This is a genomic window from Campylobacter majalis (assembly GCF_905120465.1).
In the GTDB taxonomy this organism is placed as follows: domain Bacteria; phylum Campylobacterota; class Campylobacteria; order Campylobacterales; family Campylobacteraceae; genus Campylobacter_A; species Campylobacter_A majalis.
The window spans coordinates 1-20,903 of sequence record NZ_CAJHOF010000002.1; the positions used below are offsets into that span (position 1 = coordinate 1).

Genomic DNA, 20,903 nt, shown 5'->3' on the forward strand with positions numbered 1-20,903 from the left:
AATGGCGGACAGAGAGGGATTTGAATTATTACTTATAAAATGATATTTAAAATTTATTTGGTATAATTTCGCTTAAGGGGCAAAAGCCAAAGGTGGCCGCCTCTGGCTTTATGTTACGCCTCAGAAAGGCGGTGATATAAATGCTTAAAATTCTAACACTTGCAATTATACTACTTTGTGTAATTGTAGTCAAGGCTTATTAGTCTTGATGATAACCCTTACAATTTGTAAGGGTTGTTAGAATTTTACACCTTTGGTATTATTTTGTAATGTATTTTTGTTTCTTGTAGGTTATTGTATTCTTTTAAATAACATTCTACGCCGTAATCCATCTTTTCGCAACTAGTTATAAAAAATTTCTTTATATCTTTGTTTTTTAAAATTTTATTATTCTTTTGTATGTATAAATCGCAATCTATTAAAAATATCTTTAAATCTTTTTGTTTTGGTGGGTTTTTCCAGTTTTTGCATTGTATTAGTATTGCTTCATTGTCTTTGTATGCTATTAAGTCTATTCCGCTATCCTTTACTCCTTTTATATATCCGTTTGGATATACTTTGTAGTTTAAATTTTCAAAGTATATTTTTATAAAATATTCATATTCTTTACCCTTTTTAATCTTTTCTTGTTGTGATAGTTGTTTTTTTGTGCTATTTTCTTGATTTGATATTGATGTATTTTCTTTATTTGTATTTTTTTCTAGCCATTGTTTATCTATATTTTTTGTGTCTATGCTTCCGCTTAGCAGGTTATTATTATTTGTTTTTTCATTTTTGGGCTTTAATAAATCAATAATCTTTTTAAGCATTTTTAGCCTTTCTTGTTTTCCGTCTCTTTTCTCTTTTTTAATGCTTTAAATTTTATTTCTGTTTTATATAATTCTTGTTCATCTATATCTAGTTCATAAAAATATTTTAGAAATTCAGCTGCTTCACTTTCTCCTTTTTCGTATTTGTATGAATTTTCTATCATTTTTATTAGCTCTGGTTTCGTTTTTTCCCAGTTGTATAGCGTTACTAGTGACACATCTATTTTTTTTGCTAGTTCTTTTTTACTAAACATAATTAACCTTTTTTAAAATATTGTATTATTTTTTAATATATTTAAGTGTTGTTTAAAATTAAATATATTAAAATTATTTAATTAATGAATACAATTATTTAAATTATACCAAATTTAAGTATTTTTGTATTCGTTATAACCTAAGCATGTTATAAAACTGCTTCACCCTTTTTTAGATTTAGAGCCTTTAAAAGGGTGTAATTTAGCTCTAAAATTTATTTTAAAGGCTTTAATATGCAAATCATTCAAGAACAGTTTTTCGTAAATTATACGATTCAAGACGGTATTATTAAGAGTTCTGCAAGTGGTAACTTCCAGGGTAACAATTATGACTCTAGCGTTAGAATAACATGCTCTAATAGATATGAAGTTTTAAATGAAAAAACTGACAACATCGATGAAACAGAACAAAGGGTTGTTTTTAAAATACCATGCCCTGATAATAAAATTGCTGGCGAAGTGGCTAAGGCTATAAGGACAATTTTAAGAGAAAAGAAGCAATCTTTATCATTTGTTGGCGGTTTTCCTAATGATAATTTGGTTGTTAATGTTTCAACCCCTTATGATACATTTTTATTAAATCCTACTCCGATTTTAGTAACTGAGTTTGAAGCTGATAAAAATGACTTAAAAGGCAAAAACGAAGTTAAAAAAGATAAATAGATAAAAATTTGTAGCTACTTGCTTAAGCATTATTTTAATTCTTACTCAAGTAGCTACTAAAAAATAAAAATTTGAAAGGATATGCAATGTTTAAATCATTTAAATCTAAACTTGCTGTTGTTGGGGCTTCTGCTCTTGTTTTTGCCAATTCTGCTATGGCTGCTATTACCTTATCTAGTACTGGCGAAATATCTGGTCAATTAGATGTTGCACCTTTTATGGCTATTGCTGGTGCTGTTCTTTTGGCACTTGCTTCTTTGTGGGCTGTTCGTCAAGGAATACGCCTAATTAAGTAAAATTTATCCCCTTTAGCAATAAGGGGGCTAGTTTTTGGATAAAAGTATGTATGAGTATGAATTTATAGATTTAATAAAATTTTCAGGCTTTTTAATTATGTATTTGTCAATTGTCATTGGATTTTTTGGCTTAGTAAAAAGTGTTATTATGGGTATAGATTTACTTACTAGGGCATAGTATGAAGTATGATTTAGGTATCCCTTTGGAGCAATATCATTTTTTAATGAGCCTAAGCGGTGTTCTTTGTGGCTTTTTGTTTGTTTTAATAGTTCTTGTTATTTTATCAAAGATGTAGTCTATTTTAACAAATTTTGCTTTTTTGCGTGGTTTGCTTGACTGGCAAATAAGCTGTGAAACAAATATTATTTTTCATTCTTGCCATAGCCACTACCAGGCAAGGTTGCGTCATTTGTCAAGGGTGCGAAGCATCTACAAACGAAGTGAAGCCCTTTACAAATGTTTAGCAACTTTGCCAGTATTTGTGGCTTAGCAAGAAAAGAAAAATAATATATTTTTATACAAGGAGATAAGAGTGCTAACTGTTACAGGAATTTATAGTTTTGATTATTTTTTTAGTATTTTCTTTTATTTCTTGCTTGTAGTTATGCCAGTTTTTGCTGGATTAGTTTTATTTACTAAAAAAGCGTAAAAATGAGAGTTTTACTTATTTTATTTTTGTTTTTTATTGGTGTTTTTGCACAAAAATATGATAAGTCAATTTTAACTTATCACAGGGTTTTATCCTATCCAAATGCAGCATATAAATCTTTTACACCTAATATTTTAAATGATGAATACTATTTATATGTATCGTCTGATAGAAAAAAATATTGTAAATATGAAATAGTTCCTTTTGGCTATGGACCTTTTAGAACTTCTAAATGTAGTCCTGGCTTTACTCATAATAATGATAATAAATATGAGGGTGGTAATTTTTATTTTTCTGCTTGCTCTGTTGATTATGTTGCTACTTGTAGAGGAACTGAAAGCACCCATTTTTTTGATTGTGGATATGATTATCCTCCAGAATCCGCGACTTTTGAACTTGAATTTAGTATTGCTTCTATGTATAAGAGTCGTGGTTGCACTTTATGCAAACTTGATGAAGAGTTTGATTTTAATAATAAGCGTTGCGTAAAATGCCCTAGCGGTCAAAAATTTGATCAGGCTAGTGGCAAATGCTATAACGATTGCACTGATACAAATAATAATAAATACGGCTTTACTGATGGTTCTTGTTGGGATTGTTCTAATAAAAAAACCAATGACGAAATAAAAAAGTGTTATTGTCAAAGGGCAGGGAGTGATTATACGCCTAGTAAGCATTTAACTTATTTTGATGATGGAACTGTTTGCCCTGATTGTTCTGTTGAAATTTCTGCTGGTGATGGTACTGGTAGATTTATGGCTAGATGTGATAATGACTTAGAATTTCCATATAAACCTGTAGGAACCTTACCAGTAACGCCTAATAAAGAAAAAGACCCTAGCAATCCAGAAAAAGGCGAAACATCTACTTTACCATCTACGCCAATTGTTCCTGATAATGATACTAATAAATCTAAACCAGGTGATGGAATACAGCCTACACCTGGTGATGGAGTTTTAAGACCTATAGTTACTGGTTGGGGCTCTATAACCGAACCCAATCCTAATTATAAGCCAGATAATCAAGATGAAAGTGATAAAAATTCAAACAATAGCGATGATAACAAAGACGGCAAAGATGATAAATCAGATAAAGATGGCAAAGATAGCCCTAGTGGCAAAGATGGCGGTAGTCCTGACGCCAAAGGCAACATAATTACAAATATTACGCACAATCACTATTACGGCGATGAAGCAAAGCAATCAGATAGTGAATATAGCGATAAGGGTTATGATTTTTCAGAGTATGAAAAGGCTATTGATGATTTTGAAAAAAAATATACCGATGAGCTTGAAGATTATGCAAGTGAGCTTTTAAAATTTGTTGATAAAGTTCAAGACACTATAAAAGATTATAAAACTAAAAGTTTTAAGCATTTAAACTCTCCTAGCAAAAAGACTTCTTGTCCTATTAGCTCTAAGGTTCCTATTGGTAGTAAAGTTATAGATTTTAGTATTGATTTTTGCGAAATTTTTCATCGTTTTTATACTGCTTTTTATTCTTTATTTTACTTTTTGTTTTTTGTTTTGTTTTTAAGATTTAGTATAAAAATTTTTGTTCTTAGTTTTCCACAAAGGTAGTAGCTATGGGTGCAATTATTAATTTAATTACCTCTTTTTTTGGTATTTTTAGTAAAAATGGTGTTGTCTCTTTTGCTTTAAAATCTCTGTCTTTTTCTAAAATGCTTATTATAAACCTTTCTATTTTAGGTTTATCATTAACATATTTTTACTTTTTGTTTGAAACTATAATATTTTTTTACAACATGACAAATAAATTTTTATCTTTATTTAATGATTTGTCATCTAGTTCCGATAGGGTTGCTAGACTTGCTTATGATATTTTAAGCTCTTTTGGAATTTTGGGTGCTTTCATTGATGTTTTTAACCTTTTTTCTCCTTTATTTTTGGGCTTTTTTGGTGCTTATTTTACCAGGTTAGGTATTATTTGCTTGATTGCTATTAGAACGTCTTTAATCACTTTATTTATATCTAAGATTTAAGCCATGATAACTTACATAATAGGAAACCCTGGAAGCGGAAAAACTTATTACGCTGTTTATATGATTTATGAAACGTTTTTGAAAAAACCTAAACAAAGCTTTATTACTAGATTAAAATCAGAGTATTACAGACAAAAAAATAAATCATCTAAATCAAATTTAAAAAATGAGTATGATGAAAATTTAGCACTTAAAAATAATAAATTAGCTAAGTATAAATACTGCTACACTAATATAAATCAGTTTAAATTTGAACTAGATGAAAGATTTATAAAATTTGATTTTGAGAAATTTTATGATGATTTATCTATCTTATATGCTCATTATCAAGATAAAGCTACAGATGAACAACTTAACGAAGTAGCTAAAGAGTTAAAACTACATAACGTTATTTTTGTGATTGATGAAGCACATAATGTCTTAAAATCTAAAAAAGATGAAGTTTTAATTTGGTGGCTCACATATCATAGACATCTTTATCAAGATATATATTTAATTACTCAAGATTTAAGCCTTATTAATAACGAATATAAACGAATTGCAGAGTTTTTTTATAAGGCTGTAGATAGTTCTAAGCGTCTATTTGGCAATAAATTTCGTTATGTTGTTTTTGGCTCTTATAAGATGTTTAAAAAAGATGAGTATAAAAAAGTTCATGTTGATTTTTTAAATGAAGTCTTTAGTTTATATCATTCAGGACAAACAAACAATGGTAAATCTATTGTTAAGAAATTTTTACTTATTGCTTTATTTTTGTTTGTTTTTGTTGTTGTTTATTTTATCATGTTTGTTAGCTCTTTAAAATCTCAAGCTCCAAAAGATACTCAAGATAACAATAAACAAGTTTTGATATCTAATTCTTATCCTGATATGAATAGTTCTTTGTCTGCTTCGCCTAATGTTATTATTAATGAGCCTAATGAAAATTTGTATCTTTATTATGTTATTTGTTTTAATTCCATATGCACTCTAAAAGGCTTTAAAGAAACATTTCCAGAAAGTTTTGTTAGCTATTTGGTTACTGAGTATCAGCCACTTTATTATATGCCTATAACTAACAATTCTAGCAATGATTATTTTTTTGTTTTTAATAAACCATATCTTGAAATTTTAAAAAATCTTAATAAAGGCTCTAATGATGAAAAAGCTTCTAGTTTTTCTGCTCCTAAATCTTTGTTTAACTAGCTTATTTTCAGCTAAGTTATATGTAAATTTGCTTGATTTTATGATGATTACTTCAAAAACAAATAACGTGCGAATTGTTGCTGATGAGAGTTTAGACCTATCAACTTACCATTTTATTTATACGGATAATAACGATAAATTGAGCCTTGATGAGTTTAGACATATACTTTTACAAAAAGATTTATACCTATATCAAAAAGACGATATCTATATAGTAAGTGATAAATCACGTAATATCAGTGATTTAAGAAGTATAAAGCTTGATAATGTTTCAAGTTCTAAGGTTTTGCCTATTGTAAATTTATTTGATTTAAACGCTACATACGAACCACACAATAACACGCTTTATTTTAGAAGCGATGAAATGACTTATAATCAAGTTAAATCAAATATAAAAAATCTTGATTTTATTCCTGAAGTTGCAAATTTTAAATTAGTTATTACAGAAAGTAATTTAAATGACTTAAAAAATAAAGGCACGGATTTAATAAGTGTATTAAAGCCTTTAAATCATTCAGATTTAAGCCTATATGTAAATTTGCTTACTTCTCCATATCTTTCTAACTCAAATATTATAAAAGATAAGAGTTCTGCTTATTTTGGGATATTAAATTTTTTACAACAAAAAGAGATTATTAAAATTATATCTAGTCCTTTTATAACTGCCTTTAATGATACTGAAGTATTTTTTAGTTCTGTTAATACTATTCCGTATCTTACCAATCAATCACAAGTAACATCATCTCAATCTAGCACAACATCAAGTTATAACTATAAAGATGTTGGTTTAAAAGTAAAGCTTAAGCCTGTATTTTTAAAAGGTGGCATTAGGCTTGATTTGCATTTAGTCATTGAAGATTTATTAGACAATCAAGGATTAACGCCAACTACATCTAAAAAAGAATTAAAATCATCTTATTTTTTACAGCGTGGTGAAATATTGGTTTTAAGTGGAATAAATAAAAACAATAAAAGAGTTATAAATAATGGTGTTCCTGTTTTAAAAGATATATGGCTTTTAAAGTATCTGTTTTCGGCTGAAAAAGAAGTTATTGACGAAAGTATTTTAACACTAAGTATAGAAGTAAATTAAAGGAGCTTAAGATGAAAAGTGTAAATAAACAAGATTTAATTAAGGTAAAAAAGCTACAGGCTAAGCTTTTATATCGTGGTGTATTTGATGTTACTAAATTTTATGATGTTGCTGGTATTGATTTTCAGTTTAAAACTATATCTTTATATATTGATGATAACAAAGATGATATTTATCGCTCTGTAATTAATATCCCTTTAGTTAATTGCTTAGAGCTTAAGTTTAAAAATGAGAGTTTATTTGATGACGAATAGGGATGTTTTATGCGAGACAGCGAAGCTGTCGAGTGTAAAACACTCCCCTTGTCAAATTAATAAAAATCTCTTAGTTTTAAGTTTTAGAGTTTAAAACAAAAAAAGGATTTTATAAATGTATGGCATTTCAAACATAGATTTAAAAGTTTGTCAATTAAAACTTGATACTCAAAGAAACTTTTTAAAAAATTCCAAATTTATCAATGCTTTGGGTTGTGAAAGAAATTTGCTTGATATTAGCATGGGTGCAAATTTTAGCACAAAGTATTATGCTGAAGTTGCAAACAGGGTTAATGTTTTTAGTTCTTTAAGTGTTGATAATTTTTTAACTCCAGTGTTTTTAACTATTACTTTAAATGGTTGTTTTAGGGGTGCTTTAGTGGCTGATTACTCTAAATTCACAGCCAAAGATATGCGTTTTTTACCTGCTTATATAAAAAGAAAGATTAAATTAAATACTGCTTTGAGCATAAAGGATTTAATAAATATCTTAAATCATCAATGGAATAGATTTATTGTAAGATATCGAAACAAATATAAAAACTCCAATAGCTCTTATATTCGATGTTTTGAACCGCATAAAAAAGATGGTGTTCCACATATTCATGCTCTTTTTTATGTGCCTGATAATTCGATTGAATATATGAAAAAAATCTATAAGCAGATATTTAATGCACCACAAAATTTAAAAACAAACGCCATAACGACCGAACAAGAAAAAAACGGCGAGTTTAATGGATTTCAGACATCTATTAATAACCCAAGTGGCTATGTTATGAAATACATTCAAAAAACCTTTATAAATTCTAATAAAACTGATAAGCTTGATGATTTATCTGCTTGGTATGTAAAACACAAAGTAAGGCGTTTTTTAAGCTCTAAAACGCAAGTTCCTTTATGGGTTTATAGAAAAATAAATTTCATCTCAACATTTCAAGATTTTTATAATTTAAATGAGTTAAAAAATGATAATAGGGTAGTTATAGAATGGAATAAGCAAGATGATTATATAAGTATTGATATACCTTTTTTAAAAGAACAAGTTATTTATTTAAATGGTAGATTAGAACACTACAGGTCAAATAGATTAATTAATATCTATGATAAAGAAAAACCAAATTTTACCAACTCTTTAAGTTCTAATAGAATAGATTTTAACCAAATAAATAAAAACCTAAAAGAAATCAAAGAACAAAAAGAAAAAAGATTAAGTACTAAATCAAACATTCCACTTAGCAAGATGAAAGATTTTAAATTATATAACTACTATAATGAACTTGATAAGGATAGTGCAAATATTCAACATTTAGCTTATGTTGAAAATTTAATCCTTGAACGCAATATGGGTAATTTAATACATATTGATAAAAAACATGATTTAAATGATAAGGATAAAATTTACACAAACCTAAGCTATAGAAAGGTTATTTATAATGCATTTGTTTAAATTAATGACAAATTTTGATTTTTTAACTCTAAATTTTAAGAAAACAAGATGACTTTTAAACATTACGCAGATTTATATTTAAAATTTGGTAAAACAGAGTGGAAATTATCTACATATTGTAAAAATAAAGGAATTGTTAAAAATAGATTAAATGTGTTTTTTGATTATGATATAGATAAGATTAATGCTAGTATGATAAAAGAATTTATATGCAGTATAGACGATGTAGGCTTAAAATCTAAAAAACATTATATAAGCTCTTTAAGCTCTATTTTTAAACTTGCTTTAGATGACGAAGTAATAAATAAAAATCCACTTATACATATAAAAACCATAAAATCCCCTAAAAAAGAGATTGAACCATTTAATGCTGATGAAGTTCATGCTATATTAAATTTAGCCAAACTACATCAGAGCTTAAACTTTTATCTTTTTTTATCAATTGGCTTTTTTACTGGTATGCGAACAGGTGAAATTTTAGCTTTAAAGCTAAAAGATATAAATTTAAACAATGGTGTTATTTATGTTAATGCTACTCGTTCTAGATTTGGCGAAAGCTCTCCAAAGACTGAACTATCTAGACGTGTTGTTCCTATTATAGATGACTTAGAGCCTATATTAATAAAGGCTTTTAAAAGTTTTAAATTTAGAAGCAGTGATGATTATGCGCTTTTAAACTCTAATTTAAAACCTTATAGAGATACTGAAATTTTTACTAAGCGTTTTAAAACAATACTTGCATGTTTAAATATAAAATATAGACGACTTTATACTATGAGACATACTTACGCTACAAATATGTTAAGAGCTAATTTAGTATCACCTTTAGAGCTATCTTATCTACTTGGTCACTCAACCCCAAAAATGATTTACGATGTTTATGTAAAATATATAAATAAAAACTTAGATAGCTTTAATAGGTCTATTAAAATTTATAACTAAGTGTTTTATATCTCTTGAAGCAATGGCGGACAGAGAGGGATTTGAACCCTCGAGCCCCGTTAAGAGCTGCACCCTTAGCAGGGGTGTGGTTTCAGCCACTCACCCATCTGTCCCTAAAAGTGAAGTTGGTATTGTAGCTAAAATTAGCTAATTTTTGGCTTAAATTAAAAAATATAGCTATTTGTTTATCATTTGCAGGATTGCCTCTTTTATATCTTCTTCGGTTAAGTTTGAAATTTCTGAGTGAAATTTGCCTTTTTTATCGAGTAAGTAAAAGCTAGATGAGTGTGCAATAGAGTAAATCATTGCCGAGTCTGGCATCATTATTTTTTTATATTTTACACCGTAATTTTTCGCCGTAGTTTCTAAGTCATTTAGCACCATTCCGATTGAATTTTGACTGAAATTTTTAACATAATCATTAAGCATTTTTGCTGTGTCACGTTCAGGATCTAGTGTAACAAGTATCAGTTTTATATCATCTCGTGCGATCTCATCAAGCACTTTTGATATAGTGGATAATGCACTTGGGCAAACATCTGGACAATATAAATAACCAAAATACACTATCTTGTAGTCTTTGTTGAAATTTTTAAGACAAATTGTTGAGTTGTTCTCGCTTACTCCTTTTAGTTCATATGGGTTTGGCTTAAAACATAAGTAAAAGCTACCAATAACTACAAATAAGCATAAAAAAATTCCATAAAAAAACCTCATATTATCCTCTTTACATCTTCAGCTCGAAGTCGATATAAATTCCAATATCCCTTCCATCATCAAGCACCTTAAATCTATATATCATCACATCTATCACACAAGCACTTAGCACTATTTTCGAGACATAATCATCTTTATCTCGTTTTAGCTTTGCTTTGATGTCGCCCATATCCATGTTTAGTCCATAAAATTTCAAGCTTGGATTTTTTAGATTAAGTTTATCTAGACCGCTTATTTTAAAAACAATTGGTTGCATTGCATAAATCGGTCTTGGTGTTATTTCAAATTTGATTATTTTGCCATTGATTGCTTTTTCACACGCCCCCATATTTAAATCACAATCAATCTTAAAATTTTCATTAAACTCCGTGTCGTTAGTATGCTTTGGCTTTAAAAAAATAAAGCCAAATATGATTATAATGACAACGGCTAGTGCATAAAATTTTTTCATTTTATGGTTCTAAAAATAACCTTTTTGCTCCGTTGTTTAGCGTAATACCATCTAGTGTTATGCTTTTGCCAGTATCAAACTCAAGCGTTACACTAAACTCAGTTTCTGGAGTTATGTCTGCATTTAATCCCATTAGCATGATATGATAGCTTCCCGGTTTTAAGCTTGTTGTCTGATTCATTGGTATCTCAATAGCATCTATTTTTGTCATCATTTTCATGCCGTTTATAACAGCGTGAGTGTGTATTTCTACTGATTTTGATATGTTTGATTTTGCATTAATTAGCTTTATATTGGCATTAAGATTGTTTGTGATATCCATGAAAATAGCACCATTTATGCCATTTGGGGCAATTCTTGCATAGATATTTGATATATTAAGCTCGGAGCCAAATGAAAATATCAAGGCAAATATTAGTAGTAAAATTTTTTTCATTGCTGCATCCTTTAAAATTTTGTAAAATCGCTATTTTAAAATTTTATTTTTTAAACATGACTTAAATAAATAATTGTATAATCTCAACTTTAATTAATGTTTTGGGAAAAATTATGAAAAAAGTTGTTTTGTTGCTCGTTGCCTTTGCTTTTTTGTTTTCAAGTGACTATGAGAGTATATATCTTAAAAGTGGTGCAAATGCTGTTATTAAAGAGATTGAAAAGAATATATTAAGTGATGAATTTTGGACTAAAAAGCTGCAAAATTTGGATGTAAGATATGGATATTATGACTCTAAAATGCTTTTGAATGTGGTTGCTAAAGAAAGCAAAAAATTAGAGCTTTTTGAGTATTTAAATGGTGTTTTAACTCTAAAATTTACGAGCGACGTGCTTGTTGGAAAAAAAGGGGATAAATTAGTAGAGGGTGATTTAAAAACACCTATTGGAGTATATCAGCTTACTCGCAGATTTACGCCTAATGATCCATATCTTGGGCCACTTGCGTTTTCGTTATCGTATCCAAATCTATACGACAAACTAAACAAACGAACTGGTAGTGGGATTTGGATACATGGTTTGCCACTTAATGGTGAGCGTGACAACGATGTAACGAAAGGTTGCGTTGTTATGGAAAATGACATATTGATACAATATGATAAGTTAATTGATTATACAAAAAGTCTTGCGATAGTGTATGAAGATGATATAAAATACGCAAGCAAGGATGATATAGGTTTATTGTTTGCTGAGATTTTTAGATGGAAAAAGGCGTGGCAAGAAAATGATATAAACGCGTATCTTGCATTTTATGATAAAAATTTCAAGCGCTATGATGGATTAGAACTTGATAAATTTGCTAGTTCTAAACGTGCAATATTTTCTAAAAACGAACAAAAAACTATAATTTTTAGTGATTTTGTCATCTCGCCGTATCCAAATTCAAGTATAAAAGATATGTTTAGGATTAGTTTTTATGAAGATTATAAAGCTTTAAATTATAAATTTCAAGGCATAAAGACACTATATGTTAAGTTAGAAAATAAGAAAATGAAAATTTTAATTGAGGAATAAGATGAACGAGATAAAAGAAAAAATAGACAATGCGTTTGCTTCAAGGGATGAGTTTTTTGCTCTTTTAGACTCACTTGTGCCTAAGAAAAATGGCACAGACGTGTTTGATTTTGAGGCTGCAAAACCAGTAAATTTAAAACAAGTGTATGAGAAATTTTATGCATATGATTACAATATGCGAAAACTAATGCCATATTTGTATAAGGCGTATGATATAAAATAATGTCAATAATTAGACTAAACAAAGCAGCATACATACATAATCTAACAAAAATATTAGATAAAGTTGGTGATAAAAATAGGGTTATATTGATACTTAAAGACAATGCCTATGGTCATGGTGCTTCAATTATATCGGACGTGGCTAGTGAGCTTGGGTTTGGTTTTTGTGCTGTAAAAAATGAAATAGAAGCCAGTGAAATGGTAAATAAATTTAGCAAAATTTTAATACTTTCTCACATTGTTAATGGCGATGAAAACAGCAAATACATCTATACTATTAATGACATGGATGCAATTAAAAATATAAAAAGTGGCACAAAAATACATTTAGCAATCGATACGCTTATGCATAGAAATGGCATTGGGGTTGATGAAATTTTAACTGCACTTAATCTTGTTAAAAAGCGTAGTTTAATACTTGATGGTGCTTTTACTCATTTTCGTTCAGCTAGTGAATTAAATGCGGATTATTTTGTTCAAAAACAAAATTTTGCAAATGCTAAAATTTTGATCAAAAAATGGGCTGATGAAAATGGATTAAAAACGCCTATGTTTCATTCGCATAATTCTGCTGGATTTGAAAGAGTGCATAAATTGCACGATGAGAGCGTTCGTGTCGGTATGGTGCAGTTTGGTTATACTCAGTTTGATGAAAATTTTGATTTAAAACCGGTATTAAGCTTGTATGCTCATCGCTTAAGCAAGAGATTGCTAAGGGCAGGGCAAAGCGTGGGATATGGTGCAAAATATACTGCAACAAATGATATAAATATAGCGACTTATGATCTTGGATATGCAGATGGATTATTTAGATATGATGGCTATAAAGAGTTAATATTGGCAAATCAAAATAAAATTTTAGGCACCATGTCTATGGATAGTTTTAGCACACTAGATGTTGGAGACGAAGTGTGCGTGTTTGATGATGCTAGGGTTTGGGCAAAGTATTTTAATACGATTGAATATGAGATATTGGTTAAGCTTTCAAAGGATATTAGGCGAGTTTGGGTATGAGAATTATTTTGATTTTATTTGTCTGTTTTGCGATAATTTTTGCTAGCAGTGAGCATGATAAGTATCTTTTAAAAAATCTCAATGCAAACGAAATAACTGCTATTATTGAAATTTTATCTGCTTCAAAGCTACCAGCTAAAATCAACGAAAATATCACGCTAAAATCGATAAAATCAAATAATAATGCCTTAAATGCGTTTTTTGTGATTGATAATCCACATGATAAATTAAAACAAGAGCTAGAAAATATGGCTAGGGATGAAATTTGCAAAAATAATATTTTAAGAGAATTAAGCCAAAAACAAGTAGTTTATGTTGGGAAATTTTATCATGATGAAAAAAATTTATTTGATATTGTGCTTGATAGTTGCGATTAATGCAGCCCCAAACCCTGAGATACTTGCTAAAAATCATGCTAAGTATTATAAGAAAGAGCTACCATACCGCACTAGTAATAATCTAATTCTTACGGATTTGTTGGCAGTTGGCGAGAGCTTGATATATCGATATACTTTAAATGACACAATGAAAAATGCCGTAAGTAAGATGAGTGAAGACGAGCAATTGGAGTATATTAAGGTGCTTGAAAAATACGCCATTAAAAGCTCTTGTAATGATAGATATATTTTAAATATGCTTAATAGTGGTGTTTATATAGAGCATTTGTTTTATTATGAAATGACAAGATTGCTTTTTGAAATTAAGATAGATGCACGAAAGTGTGCTGAGCTAAATTAAGGAGTTTTTGTGAAATTATGTGTTGCGTTGGATTTGGCTAGCAAGGATGAAAATTTAAGTCTTGCTAAGCAACTAGTTGGTCGTGATGTTTGGCTAAAAGTAGGGCTTAGGGCATATTTGCGTGATGGAGTTGATTTTATAAACAAACTAAAAGAGCTTGATTTTAAAATTTTTTTGGACTTAAAAATTTATGATATACCAAATACAATGGCTGACGCTTGCGAGGTTTTGGCTAAACTAAATGTAGATATGATAAATATACATGCTAGTGCTGGATTTGTTGCTATGCAAAATGTTATGCAGCGACTAAATTCTTTAAGCAAACGCCCTCTTGTTTTGGCTGTATCGGCACTTACTAGCTTTAATGATGATGAGTTTTTTGCTGTATATAATCAAAATATAGATCATGCCGTTAAGAAGCTTAGTGTAAGTTCTTATAAGGCTGGACTTGATGGTATGGTTTGTTCGGTGTATGAAAGCAAAATTATAAAGCAAAATACAAGTAGTGAATTTATCACGCTTACGCCTGGAATTAGACCTTTTGGTGAGTCAAGTAACGACCAAAGCAGGGTTGCTAATCTGCAAATGGCAAAACGTGAGCTAAGCGATTTTATCGTAGTTGGGCGTCCGATATACAAAGACAACAACCCAAGCAAGATAGTAGATAAAATTTTATCAACTATCTAATTTGTTTTTATTGTTTATTTGTAATTCTTGCTTTACGATAGAGCTTAGAATCGTTTTGTTGATATTTGGAGACAAGACCTTAACGTAGTGCTTGATGCTAAAATCAGATTGTGGCTTGTTGCTAAAAATAAATAATTTTGTATTTACGCCAAACATTACACGTGATTTTTCTATGTTTTCTAAGATGCGTCTAATGTTGAAATCTTTGACGCTATCATCTATAAATACTAGTCCAAATATCGTATTATCAAGATGTCTGCTAAAATCATTTATGTCTTGTGCTGTATATAAATGGCTATCAAGTTCATTGATAGCATCGGCAAATATTTTATTTTCTAATGACGTTTTGTGATATAAAAGAATATTTTTTGATCTTATGTGTATGTTGTTTTCTTTTAGATATGTTTGCAGATTTGGTATGAAACTACTAAGTATGCGTTTTAATTCTAGTTTGTTATATGGCTTTTTAATATAATCATCAAAGACTACTAGTGCATCCTTTGCTGAAATTTCACTTGTGTTTGATAGCATGGCTATTAGTGGTGTATGTTTGCCTATGTCATTTGCTTTAAATTGTTTTGCGATTTGCATTGTGTCTATGTTTGGCAAAGCTGTATCCATTAAGACAATGTCAAATTTTCGTTTTTTTGTAATTTCTAATAAGCTTCTATATTCGTATATGGATACGATATCTACATTATAATCTTCAAAGGCATGTTTTATGATTTGTAAATTTATGCTATTGTCTTCTAAGACTAATATATGTGGTCTGCTAGAGTTTAAAAACATTGTATTGTTGTTTGATGGTGTGCTTTGTAGGTAGCTCAGTATCTTTACTGGCGTGATGGGGTCTTTTATTTGTATTAAATTTGGAATATTTAGCATATTTTCACTAATACGTCTAGTTAAAACCATATCATACGATTTTGATGTGTTTAGTTGGTTCAGGTTTGTGTATATGTCGGCTTTAATATTAAAATCACTTAAAGTTTGTATCACATTTTTATTGTAATCTTTGTTTATATCTTCAAAAAAAGCAATCGATTTTTTAAAATTTAAATCCTTTAAGTATTCAATTTTATCACCATTTTTAAGCAGCAATTCAAAGCTAAACATATTTCCGACATTTTTTATTGTTTGAATTACTAAATTTGATTTAAATAATTTTAAATGTATGTCTATTATTGATAGCCAAAAAGACACATATTCATCCTTGATGCTAAATAGTTTGTTTTTAGGTTCATGCGCTATTTCTGTATCGGCATCGTTTTGGATGATAAATTCTATACTTGTTACATCTGCACTTAAAAATGTTATTTTTTGTTTTATTTCAACGCTAAGTTTTGAATACTGGTTGCATTGATATATCGCACAATTTAGTAAATTTGATAATATAAAAACAATCTTACTACTATCGCTTATGAGATTTTTATTTATTTTTGTATCGATATATGTGATGTAGTTTATCTCTTTTTTTGTGATGTCGTCTGCTACACTTTGTAATGCTTTGCTAAAAAGCTCTTGCGGATCAAAAACTTTTTCATTTAGTTGAAGTTTTTTACTCTCAAGAGCCAAAACGCTTTCTAAGGTCTTTAAATTTGCTAAATTTTTTGCTTGGCTTTCTTGTAGCATATTTATGGCTCTTACTTGTTCGTAGTTTAGTGCGGTTTTACGTAGATAAGCAATGTTTTGCAGTCTTTCTTCGTTTTCATTTTCTGTAACCTTTAAAACCTTGCTTAAATAGTCGTTTTTTATATTTTTGTATATTGTTGCGTTTTTGAGTGCTTCACTTAAAGCATCATATGCTTGTTTGATGCGTATTATACTTTTTACTGGTGTATCTTTTTGATTTTTTATGTTTAGTTGTTCTTTTGCTTTATTTAGTGCTTCTATAATATTTTGATTGATTTTTATGATGCGTGATGTTTTAAATAGCGTTATGGTGCTTAATGTAAATATAAATATATAAATTACTAAAATTAATTGAGATTTACTTAAGGCTTCTTTGCAGTGTATAAATAGTTCAGACTCTAAAATATTAGAAATTTCAAGCATAAATATAAATTTTTCTCGCTGCATTATAGATAAAGAAGACAATTCATCTTCTGTTATCCATTCGGTTTCTAGTTTGTGTATTGTGTTATGTAATTTTTGTGATTTGTTTATTATTTTTTTGTAATCATTTGCATTTTGAGTATATTCATTTACACGCTCTTGTGTTTCGTTGTTTAGTAAAAATAATATATTGTGCTTGTCTAGCGTGTCAAAGTCAAGCCATTTTAAGGCATTGTCTTTATATACACGCTCTTTGTTTATTATTGCTTTTTGAATATATTCTCGATTTTTATTTATTTCTATCATATCATCATACATTACTTTTAGTCCCAATATGTATGCTTTTGTGTTGATATTGAGTAGTTCATTGTCAATATATGTTATGTAATTTTGATTAATTGAGTTTATGATGTCTATATAAAATGTTATAAAAGTGCTAACGCCATTGCTTTCTTGTGTATTGTCTATGATGGTATCACGCAGTTTTTTTACATGCGAAGACAAAAATATACTTTTGTTATCTGTGTTTGATTCGTTTATTTTTTTTATATATTCATCGGTATTTGCTTGGATTTGCTTTAAATTTGGACTTGTTGGTGCCGTGGTAATTTCTGCTATTATGCTTCTTATTATATTTTTTAATAACTCTTGTTCTTTTAGTGTATTAAGAATTTGACTTGAGTTATATATGTTGTGCGAGTGTATGTAGATATTATAAACACATATAAGCATTGCAAGAACTATTGGTAGTAAAATTGTGCTTTTGTTGATTTTCATAATATATCCTGATAGCGTTTAAGGGTATTTTGAAGGTTGCTTAAAATTTCTTGTGTGTGCAACAAATGAATATTTATATCATTACTATTTGAGTTTAATATTTCGTTAAAAACCTTAACTACTGGTGTTAGATGTAGGTTTATGGCTGGTTCTTTTAGTTTTGCAATGATGTTTTTTATGGCTTGTATGTTGTTTGTAATAATTGCATTTTGCATGGATATTTCCGCCTTTTTACAACCCTGTAAAAATATCTCAACATACTCTTTATACTCTTTCATCTCTAGTCCTAGCAAATTTTTAGCCTTTTCAAGAACTTCATAATTTAGCTGATTTGATCTAGTTACATTTTGTATCTGTTTTTGTTTAATGCCTTGTAAAATCGGAAGTCTAAGTTCTGGCAAAGAGACGCTTTTTGTTAAATTATTATCTATTGCATCTTGGATATTTAAGTCCAACTCATAAAACACATCATCAAATTTCTTTTGTATTTGTAGTGCTTTGGCGATTACTATTAGTGTTTTGTTTTCTTTTGTTTTAATTTTTACCATTTCGCCAGAAATTTTGCCATTAAGAACGCTTTGTATAAGTTTTGTGCCACTATCTTTTCCGCTATAGCTTATTGTTACATCGTCTATATCGTTGTGAAATGATGTAAATTCTTCAAAATTTTTGTAGCCTAAAATTTTAAGTACTTTTTTGCCTATTCCGATTAAATTGTAATTTTTATCATAAAGTATCAATTCTTATCCTTAAATAGTTTATCAGCTACGCTTTTGTTTGTAAGCTTTGCAATTTCATCGTATGAAGCTTGATGGATTTTATCAAAATTTCCATAAAATTTTACTAATTTTGCAATGCTTGCATCTGATATACCGAGTGATTTTAACTTTGAGCTTTGCATATCGTTTTTTCGTCTTGTTTTTTGATGAAAACTTATGGCAAATCTATGTGCCTCGTCACGTAGTTTTTGTAAAAATTGTAATTTTTTGTCATTTGTGTCAAGGCTAAAAGTCGCATTTAGCGTGTAAATTTTATCTTTTGCACTGCCTTTTGCACGATGTGCTAAAGCATTTATTTTTTCTTTTGAGATTGCGATTACATCGATGTTTGCACCACTTGATTTTATGATATCGTGTGCCAAATCAAGCAATGCTTTACCGCCATCAATTACCCATAAATCAGGTGGATTTAGTTTGTCAAATCTCATTGCTCTCATGCTTAAGCTTTCACGCATTTGTTCATAGTCGTTTTTGCTATCTAAGTGCATGTGCCTATACTTTTCTTTGATAAATTCGCCATTTTCGTATCTTATCATAGCTGCAACTGATGCTTCGCCAAACAGATGAGAATTGTCAAAACACTCTACGCTAAATGGGACATGAGATAGCGAGAAATATTTGGCAAATTCATAATAAAAGCTCTCGTTATTGTTGCTTAAGTGTCTTTGTATGCTAAGTTCGGCATTTTGTCTTGCGATATTTGCTATGCGAAGTTTTTCTCCTATTTTTGGCGTTTGTATGCTAAATTTTTTGCCATGTCTGGAAGTTAAAATTTCAGATACAAGCTTGCTGTCGTCAAATTCATCAAGTGTGTATAATTTTGTACTTGTAAAAGGCGTATCGATACTGAAACTATCAAGTATAAATTGCTTATAGATTTCATTTTTTTCATTGCTTGAAATTTCGCGTGATTTTATTATTTCGCTTTTTACACCACTTATTTTTCCACTATTTATGCTAAATCTAACCACACAATATATATCATGATGCGAGGCTATGGCAAACATTTCAAAATTTTCAAGCTTTGCGATATCAACTTCGATTTTAGTATCAAGTAAGCTTATGGTATTTATTTGATCTCTTACTTTAGCGGCTTGTTCGAAGTTTAAATTTTTTGCATAAGTTTGCATTAGCTCTTGTAGTCTTGGTATTAAAATATTTGGATTTTGCAGTGATTTTATCGCCTGATTTACTATTTTTGCATATTCTTGTTTGGAAATTTTACTTTCGCAAGGTGCAAGACAGCGTTTTATTTGATAAAACATGCATGATTTTTTATTTTTCAAACAGTTTTGTTTTTGAATTAATTTATGATTTAGATAAATGGCATCAAGTAGCTCTTTGCAACCACTAAAAAATGGACCAAAATAACGTATTTTATCGCCTTTTATAATTTTTCTTGTTATGTCAAATCTTGGAAAATTTTGACTTAAATCAATATAAATATAAGGATAGGTTTTGTCATCCCTAAGGAGTATGTTGTATTTTGGCTTGAGCTGTTTTATGAATGAATTTTCAAGGATTAAAGCGTCGGCTTCTGTTGGGGTTATGATGTATTCAATGTGTGTTGTCTCGCTTATCATTTTAGCAATTCTTGGGCTTAGTCGCGGACTTGGCGAGAGTTTTGGCGTGAATATAAAGTAGCTTTTAACGCGATTTTTTAAAATTTTAGCTTTTCCAACATACAAAAGTCTTGAATTTGCATCAAAATATTGATATACGCCTGGATTATTGGGTAGATTTTTTATTTCAAGACTTAACAATATTTCTCCTTAAAATTTCCCTTAATTCTTCGTATGCGTTGTAAATTGTATCTGTTTTTGCACGATTTACAAACTCTCCTTTGCTTTTTTGCTTAAATTTTGGATAGTTTGTCACAAACGGATCTTTTGGTGCTTGAAATTTGATGTTTTTTAATACAAACACAACTATTTGTGTAATATTTTTAAAAATAGAGTTTTCGTTGGCTAAAATATGCATTTTTAATAGATTTTTTATCATTTTTATACTACTATCGTGGCTTAGTTCTTGTTTAGCGAGTGGGTGAGTGACTGCTAAAAACATCGTGTTATCACGCACGTAAGCAAATACTATAAGTTCTCGTTTGCGACGTTCTAGTAAATTTAATATGTCGCGACATTGTTTGGCGTGATATACTTTTTTATATAAAGGATTTTCATAAATATGCGATTTTATAATACTTTTAATATCTTTCATATGGCTATTTTAGCATTTTTTACATTAATTATACTTAGTGGTTGTGGCTATAAAGACGATCCATTTTATATTGATAGTAATGGCAGTGTTTATAAGCATGAGTTCAAAAAAGATAAAAATAAATTTTAAATTTAGATTAAAT

General features: G+C 29.1%; 25 protein-coding genes and 1 tRNA gene. 16 read left to right on the top strand and 10 right to left on the bottom strand.

Translation table 11 applies throughout. The features are described from left to right. Positions 1–245 precede the first annotated feature (245 nt). Together LQU93_RS01060 and LQU93_RS01065 are read right to left on the bottom strand one after the other, a co-directional pair. Complete coding sequence (locus LQU93_RS01060; RefSeq protein WP_229932039.1) at positions 246–809, bottom strand: restriction endonuclease; 564 nt, start codon at positions 807–809, stop codon at positions 246–248. A gap of 2 nt (positions 810–811) precedes the next feature. Next, complete coding sequence (locus LQU93_RS01065) at positions 812–1,063, bottom strand: TetR/AcrR family transcriptional regulator (protein WP_229932040.1); 252 nt, start codon at positions 1,061–1,063, stop codon at positions 812–814. Between the two features lie 234 nt (positions 1,064–1,297). On the opposite strand from LQU93_RS01065, the gene LQU93_RS01070 reads away from it, so the two are divergent. The 10 genes from LQU93_RS01070 (at position 1,298) to LQU93_RS01115 (ending at position 9,595) form a co-directional block, all read left to right on the top strand. Beyond that, entirely contained in the window at positions 1,298–1,726 is a 429-nt protein-coding gene (locus LQU93_RS01070) for a hypothetical protein (RefSeq protein ID WP_229932041.1), read from the top strand. Between the two features lie 86 nt (positions 1,727–1,812). Continuing rightward, on the top strand, positions 1,813–2,022 hold the full coding sequence (locus LQU93_RS01075; RefSeq protein ID WP_229932042.1) for a hypothetical protein: 210 nt from the start codon (positions 1,813–1,815) through the stop codon (positions 2,020–2,022). Between the two features lie 34 nt (positions 2,023–2,056). Next, positions 2,057–2,200, top strand: a complete 144-nt coding sequence (locus LQU93_RS01080; protein ID WP_229932043.1) for a hypothetical protein — start codon at positions 2,057–2,059, stop codon at positions 2,198–2,200. A gap of 474 nt (positions 2,201–2,674) precedes the next feature. Further along, complete coding sequence (locus LQU93_RS01085) at positions 2,675–4,252, top strand: hypothetical protein (RefSeq protein ID WP_229932044.1); 1,578 nt, start codon at positions 2,675–2,677, stop codon at positions 4,250–4,252. Positions 4,253–4,257: 5 nt separating this feature from the next. Next, the gene (locus LQU93_RS01090; protein ID WP_229932045.1) at positions 4,258–4,674 is read left to right on the top strand and encodes a hypothetical protein; all 417 of its coding nucleotides are present in this window, start codon (positions 4,258–4,260) and stop codon (positions 4,672–4,674) included. Positions 4,675–4,677: 3 nt separating this feature from the next. Then, a complete protein-coding gene (locus tag LQU93_RS01095; RefSeq protein WP_229932046.1) occupies positions 4,678–5,859 on the top strand; it encodes a zonular occludens toxin domain-containing protein in 1,182 nt (393 codons plus the stop codon). Continuing rightward, positions 5,813–6,952 carry a type II secretion system protein GspD gene (locus LQU93_RS01100; RefSeq protein WP_229932047.1) on the top strand — a complete coding sequence of 380 codons (1,140 nt, stop codon included), beginning with the start codon at positions 5,813–5,815 and terminating at the stop codon, positions 6,950–6,952. The genes LQU93_RS01095 and LQU93_RS01100 overlap by 47 nt, the downstream gene beginning before the upstream one ends. 11 nt (positions 6,953–6,963) lie before the next feature. Continuing rightward, a complete protein-coding gene (locus LQU93_RS01105; protein WP_229932048.1) occupies positions 6,964–7,206 on the top strand; it encodes a hypothetical protein in 243 nt (80 codons plus the stop codon). Positions 7,207–7,321: 115 nt separating this feature from the next. Then, a complete protein-coding gene (locus LQU93_RS01110; RefSeq protein ID WP_229932049.1) occupies positions 7,322–8,653 on the top strand; it encodes a replication endonuclease in 1,332 nt (443 codons plus the stop codon). Positions 8,654–8,701: 48 nt separating this feature from the next. Continuing rightward, a complete protein-coding gene (locus LQU93_RS01115; protein WP_229932050.1) occupies positions 8,702–9,595 on the top strand; it encodes a tyrosine-type recombinase/integrase in 894 nt (297 codons plus the stop codon). A 23-nt stretch (positions 9,596–9,618) separates the two neighbouring features. On the opposite strand, the gene LQU93_RS01120 is transcribed toward LQU93_RS01115, so the two are convergent. From LQU93_RS01120 to LQU93_RS01135, 4 genes are all read right to left on the bottom strand, one after another. After that, a tRNA-Ser gene (locus LQU93_RS01120) sits at positions 9,619–9,708 on the bottom strand. A gap of 64 nt (positions 9,709–9,772) precedes the next feature. Continuing rightward, a complete protein-coding gene (locus tag LQU93_RS01125) occupies positions 9,773–10,312 on the bottom strand; it encodes an SCO family protein (protein WP_229932051.1) in 540 nt (179 codons plus the stop codon). A 10-nt stretch (positions 10,313–10,322) separates the two neighbouring features. Further along, positions 10,323–10,763 carry a C2 domain-containing protein gene (locus LQU93_RS01130; RefSeq protein ID WP_229932052.1) on the bottom strand — a complete coding sequence of 147 codons (441 nt, stop codon included), beginning with the start codon at positions 10,761–10,763 and terminating at the stop codon, positions 10,323–10,325. A gap of 1 nt (position 10,764) precedes the next feature. Beyond that, positions 10,765–11,199, bottom strand: a complete 435-nt coding sequence (locus LQU93_RS01135; RefSeq protein WP_229932053.1) for a copper chaperone PCu(A)C — start codon at positions 11,197–11,199, stop codon at positions 10,765–10,767. A gap of 113 nt (positions 11,200–11,312) precedes the next feature. Here LQU93_RS01135 and LQU93_RS01140 point away from each other — a divergent pair, with 113 nt between their 5' ends. Genes LQU93_RS01140 through pyrF form a run of 6 tightly spaced genes read left to right on the top strand, consistent with a single transcriptional unit; the run spans position 11,313 to position 14,933 of the window. Further along, positions 11,313–12,272, top strand: coding sequence for a L,D-transpeptidase family protein (locus LQU93_RS01140; protein ID WP_229932054.1), 960 nt, complete (start codon positions 11,313–11,315; stop codon positions 12,270–12,272). 1 nt (position 12,273) lies between these two features. Beyond that, positions 12,274–12,495, top strand: coding sequence for a CmeU family protein (gene cmeU, locus LQU93_RS01145; RefSeq protein ID WP_229932055.1), 222 nt, complete (start codon positions 12,274–12,276; stop codon positions 12,493–12,495). Beyond that, complete coding sequence (locus LQU93_RS01150; RefSeq protein WP_229932056.1) at positions 12,495–13,508, top strand: alanine racemase; 1,014 nt, start codon at positions 12,495–12,497, stop codon at positions 13,506–13,508. Before cmeU ends, LQU93_RS01150 begins: the two co-directional genes overlap by 1 nt. Continuing rightward, positions 13,505–13,885, top strand: a complete 381-nt coding sequence (locus LQU93_RS01155) for a hypothetical protein (RefSeq protein ID WP_229932057.1) — start codon at positions 13,505–13,507, stop codon at positions 13,883–13,885. The genes LQU93_RS01150 and LQU93_RS01155 overlap by 4 nt, the downstream gene beginning before the upstream one ends. After that, positions 13,842–14,246 carry a hypothetical protein gene (locus LQU93_RS01160; protein ID WP_229932058.1) on the top strand — a complete coding sequence of 135 codons (405 nt, stop codon included), beginning with the start codon at positions 13,842–13,844 and terminating at the stop codon, positions 14,244–14,246. The genes LQU93_RS01155 and LQU93_RS01160 overlap by 44 nt, the downstream gene beginning before the upstream one ends. A 9-nt stretch (positions 14,247–14,255) precedes the next feature. Beyond that, positions 14,256–14,933: an orotidine-5'-phosphate decarboxylase gene (gene pyrF / locus LQU93_RS01165; RefSeq protein ID WP_336245560.1), complete on the top strand. Its 678-nt coding sequence runs from the start codon at positions 14,256–14,258 to the stop codon at positions 14,931–14,933. Here pyrF and LQU93_RS10010 read toward each other — a convergent pair. The 4 genes from LQU93_RS10010 to LQU93_RS01185 are packed head-to-tail and all read right to left on the bottom strand — an operon-like array spanning position 14,922 to position 20,761. Next, on the bottom strand, positions 14,922–17,765 hold the full coding sequence (locus LQU93_RS10010; protein WP_336245561.1) for a response regulator: 2,844 nt from the start codon (positions 17,763–17,765) through the stop codon (positions 14,922–14,924). The two genes, pyrF and LQU93_RS10010, sit on opposite strands and share 12 nt — an antisense overlap. Then, the gene (locus LQU93_RS01175) at positions 17,762–18,505 is read right to left on the bottom strand and encodes a hypothetical protein (protein WP_229932059.1); all 744 of its coding nucleotides are present in this window, start codon (positions 18,503–18,505) and stop codon (positions 17,762–17,764) included. The genes LQU93_RS10010 and LQU93_RS01175 overlap by 4 nt, the downstream gene beginning before the upstream one ends. After that, positions 18,502–20,307, bottom strand: coding sequence for an excinuclease ABC subunit UvrC (gene uvrC / locus LQU93_RS01180; protein WP_229932060.1), 1,806 nt, complete (start codon positions 20,305–20,307; stop codon positions 18,502–18,504). Before uvrC ends, LQU93_RS01175 begins: the two co-directional genes overlap by 4 nt. Further along, positions 20,294–20,761: a hypothetical protein gene (locus tag LQU93_RS01185; protein WP_229932061.1), complete on the bottom strand. Its 468-nt coding sequence runs from the start codon at positions 20,759–20,761 to the stop codon at positions 20,294–20,296. The genes uvrC and LQU93_RS01185 overlap by 14 nt, the downstream gene beginning before the upstream one ends. Between the last annotated feature and the right edge of the window lie 142 nt (positions 20,762–20,903).

Bases quoted from the DNA above. Each gene is read 5' to 3' on its own strand.
- LQU93_RS01065 (WP_229932040.1), bottom strand. From the start codon at position 1,063: ATGTTTAGTAAAAAAGAACTAGCAAAAAAAATAGATGTGTCACTAGTA.
- LQU93_RS01130 (WP_229932052.1), bottom strand. From the start codon at position 10,763: ATGAAAAAATTTTATGCACTAGCCGTTGTCATTATAATCATATTTGGC.
- LQU93_RS01060 (WP_229932039.1), bottom strand. From the start codon at position 809: ATGCTTAAAAAGATTATTGATTTATTAAAGCCCAAAAATGAAAAAACA.
- LQU93_RS01110 (WP_229932049.1), top strand. From the start codon at position 7,322: ATGTATGGCATTTCAAACATAGATTTAAAAGTTTGTCAATTAAAACTT.
- LQU93_RS01070 (WP_229932041.1), top strand. From the start codon at position 1,298: ATGCAAATCATTCAAGAACAGTTTTTCGTAAATTATACGATTCAAGAC.
- LQU93_RS01160 (WP_229932058.1), top strand. From the start codon at position 13,842: ATGAAAAAAATTTATTTGATATTGTGCTTGATAGTTGCGATTAATGCA.
- LQU93_RS10010 (WP_336245561.1), bottom strand. From the start codon at position 17,765: ATGAAAATCAACAAAAGCACAATTTTACTACCAATAGTTCTTGCAATG.
- LQU93_RS01125 (WP_229932051.1), bottom strand. From the start codon at position 10,312: ATGAGGTTTTTTTATGGAATTTTTTTATGCTTATTTGTAGTTATTGGT.
- LQU93_RS01135 (WP_229932053.1), bottom strand. From the start codon at position 11,199: ATGAAAAAAATTTTACTACTAATATTTGCCTTGATATTTTCATTTGGC.
- LQU93_RS01100 (WP_229932047.1), top strand. From the start codon at position 5,813: ATGAAAAAGCTTCTAGTTTTTCTGCTCCTAAATCTTTGTTTAACTAGC.
- LQU93_RS01090 (WP_229932045.1), top strand. From the start codon at position 4,258: ATGGGTGCAATTATTAATTTAATTACCTCTTTTTTTGGTATTTTTAGT.
- LQU93_RS01150 (WP_229932056.1), top strand. From the start codon at position 12,495: ATGTCAATAATTAGACTAAACAAAGCAGCATACATACATAATCTAACA.
- cmeU (WP_229932055.1), top strand. From the start codon at position 12,274: ATGAACGAGATAAAAGAAAAAATAGACAATGCGTTTGCTTCAAGGGAT.
- LQU93_RS01155 (WP_229932057.1), top strand. From the start codon at position 13,505: ATGAGAATTATTTTGATTTTATTTGTCTGTTTTGCGATAATTTTTGCT.
- LQU93_RS01115 (WP_229932050.1), top strand. From the start codon at position 8,702: ATGACTTTTAAACATTACGCAGATTTATATTTAAAATTTGGTAAAACA.
- LQU93_RS01140 (WP_229932054.1), top strand. From the start codon at position 11,313: ATGAAAAAAGTTGTTTTGTTGCTCGTTGCCTTTGCTTTTTTGTTTTCA.
- LQU93_RS01185 (WP_229932061.1), bottom strand. From the start codon at position 20,761: ATGAAAGATATTAAAAGTATTATAAAATCGCATATTTATGAAAATCCT.
- LQU93_RS01105 (WP_229932048.1), top strand. From the start codon at position 6,964: ATGAAAAGTGTAAATAAACAAGATTTAATTAAGGTAAAAAAGCTACAG.
- LQU93_RS01075 (WP_229932042.1), top strand. From the start codon at position 1,813: ATGTTTAAATCATTTAAATCTAAACTTGCTGTTGTTGGGGCTTCTGCT.
- LQU93_RS01085 (WP_229932044.1), top strand. From the start codon at position 2,675: ATGAGAGTTTTACTTATTTTATTTTTGTTTTTTATTGGTGTTTTTGCA.
- LQU93_RS01095 (WP_229932046.1), top strand. From the start codon at position 4,678: ATGATAACTTACATAATAGGAAACCCTGGAAGCGGAAAAACTTATTAC.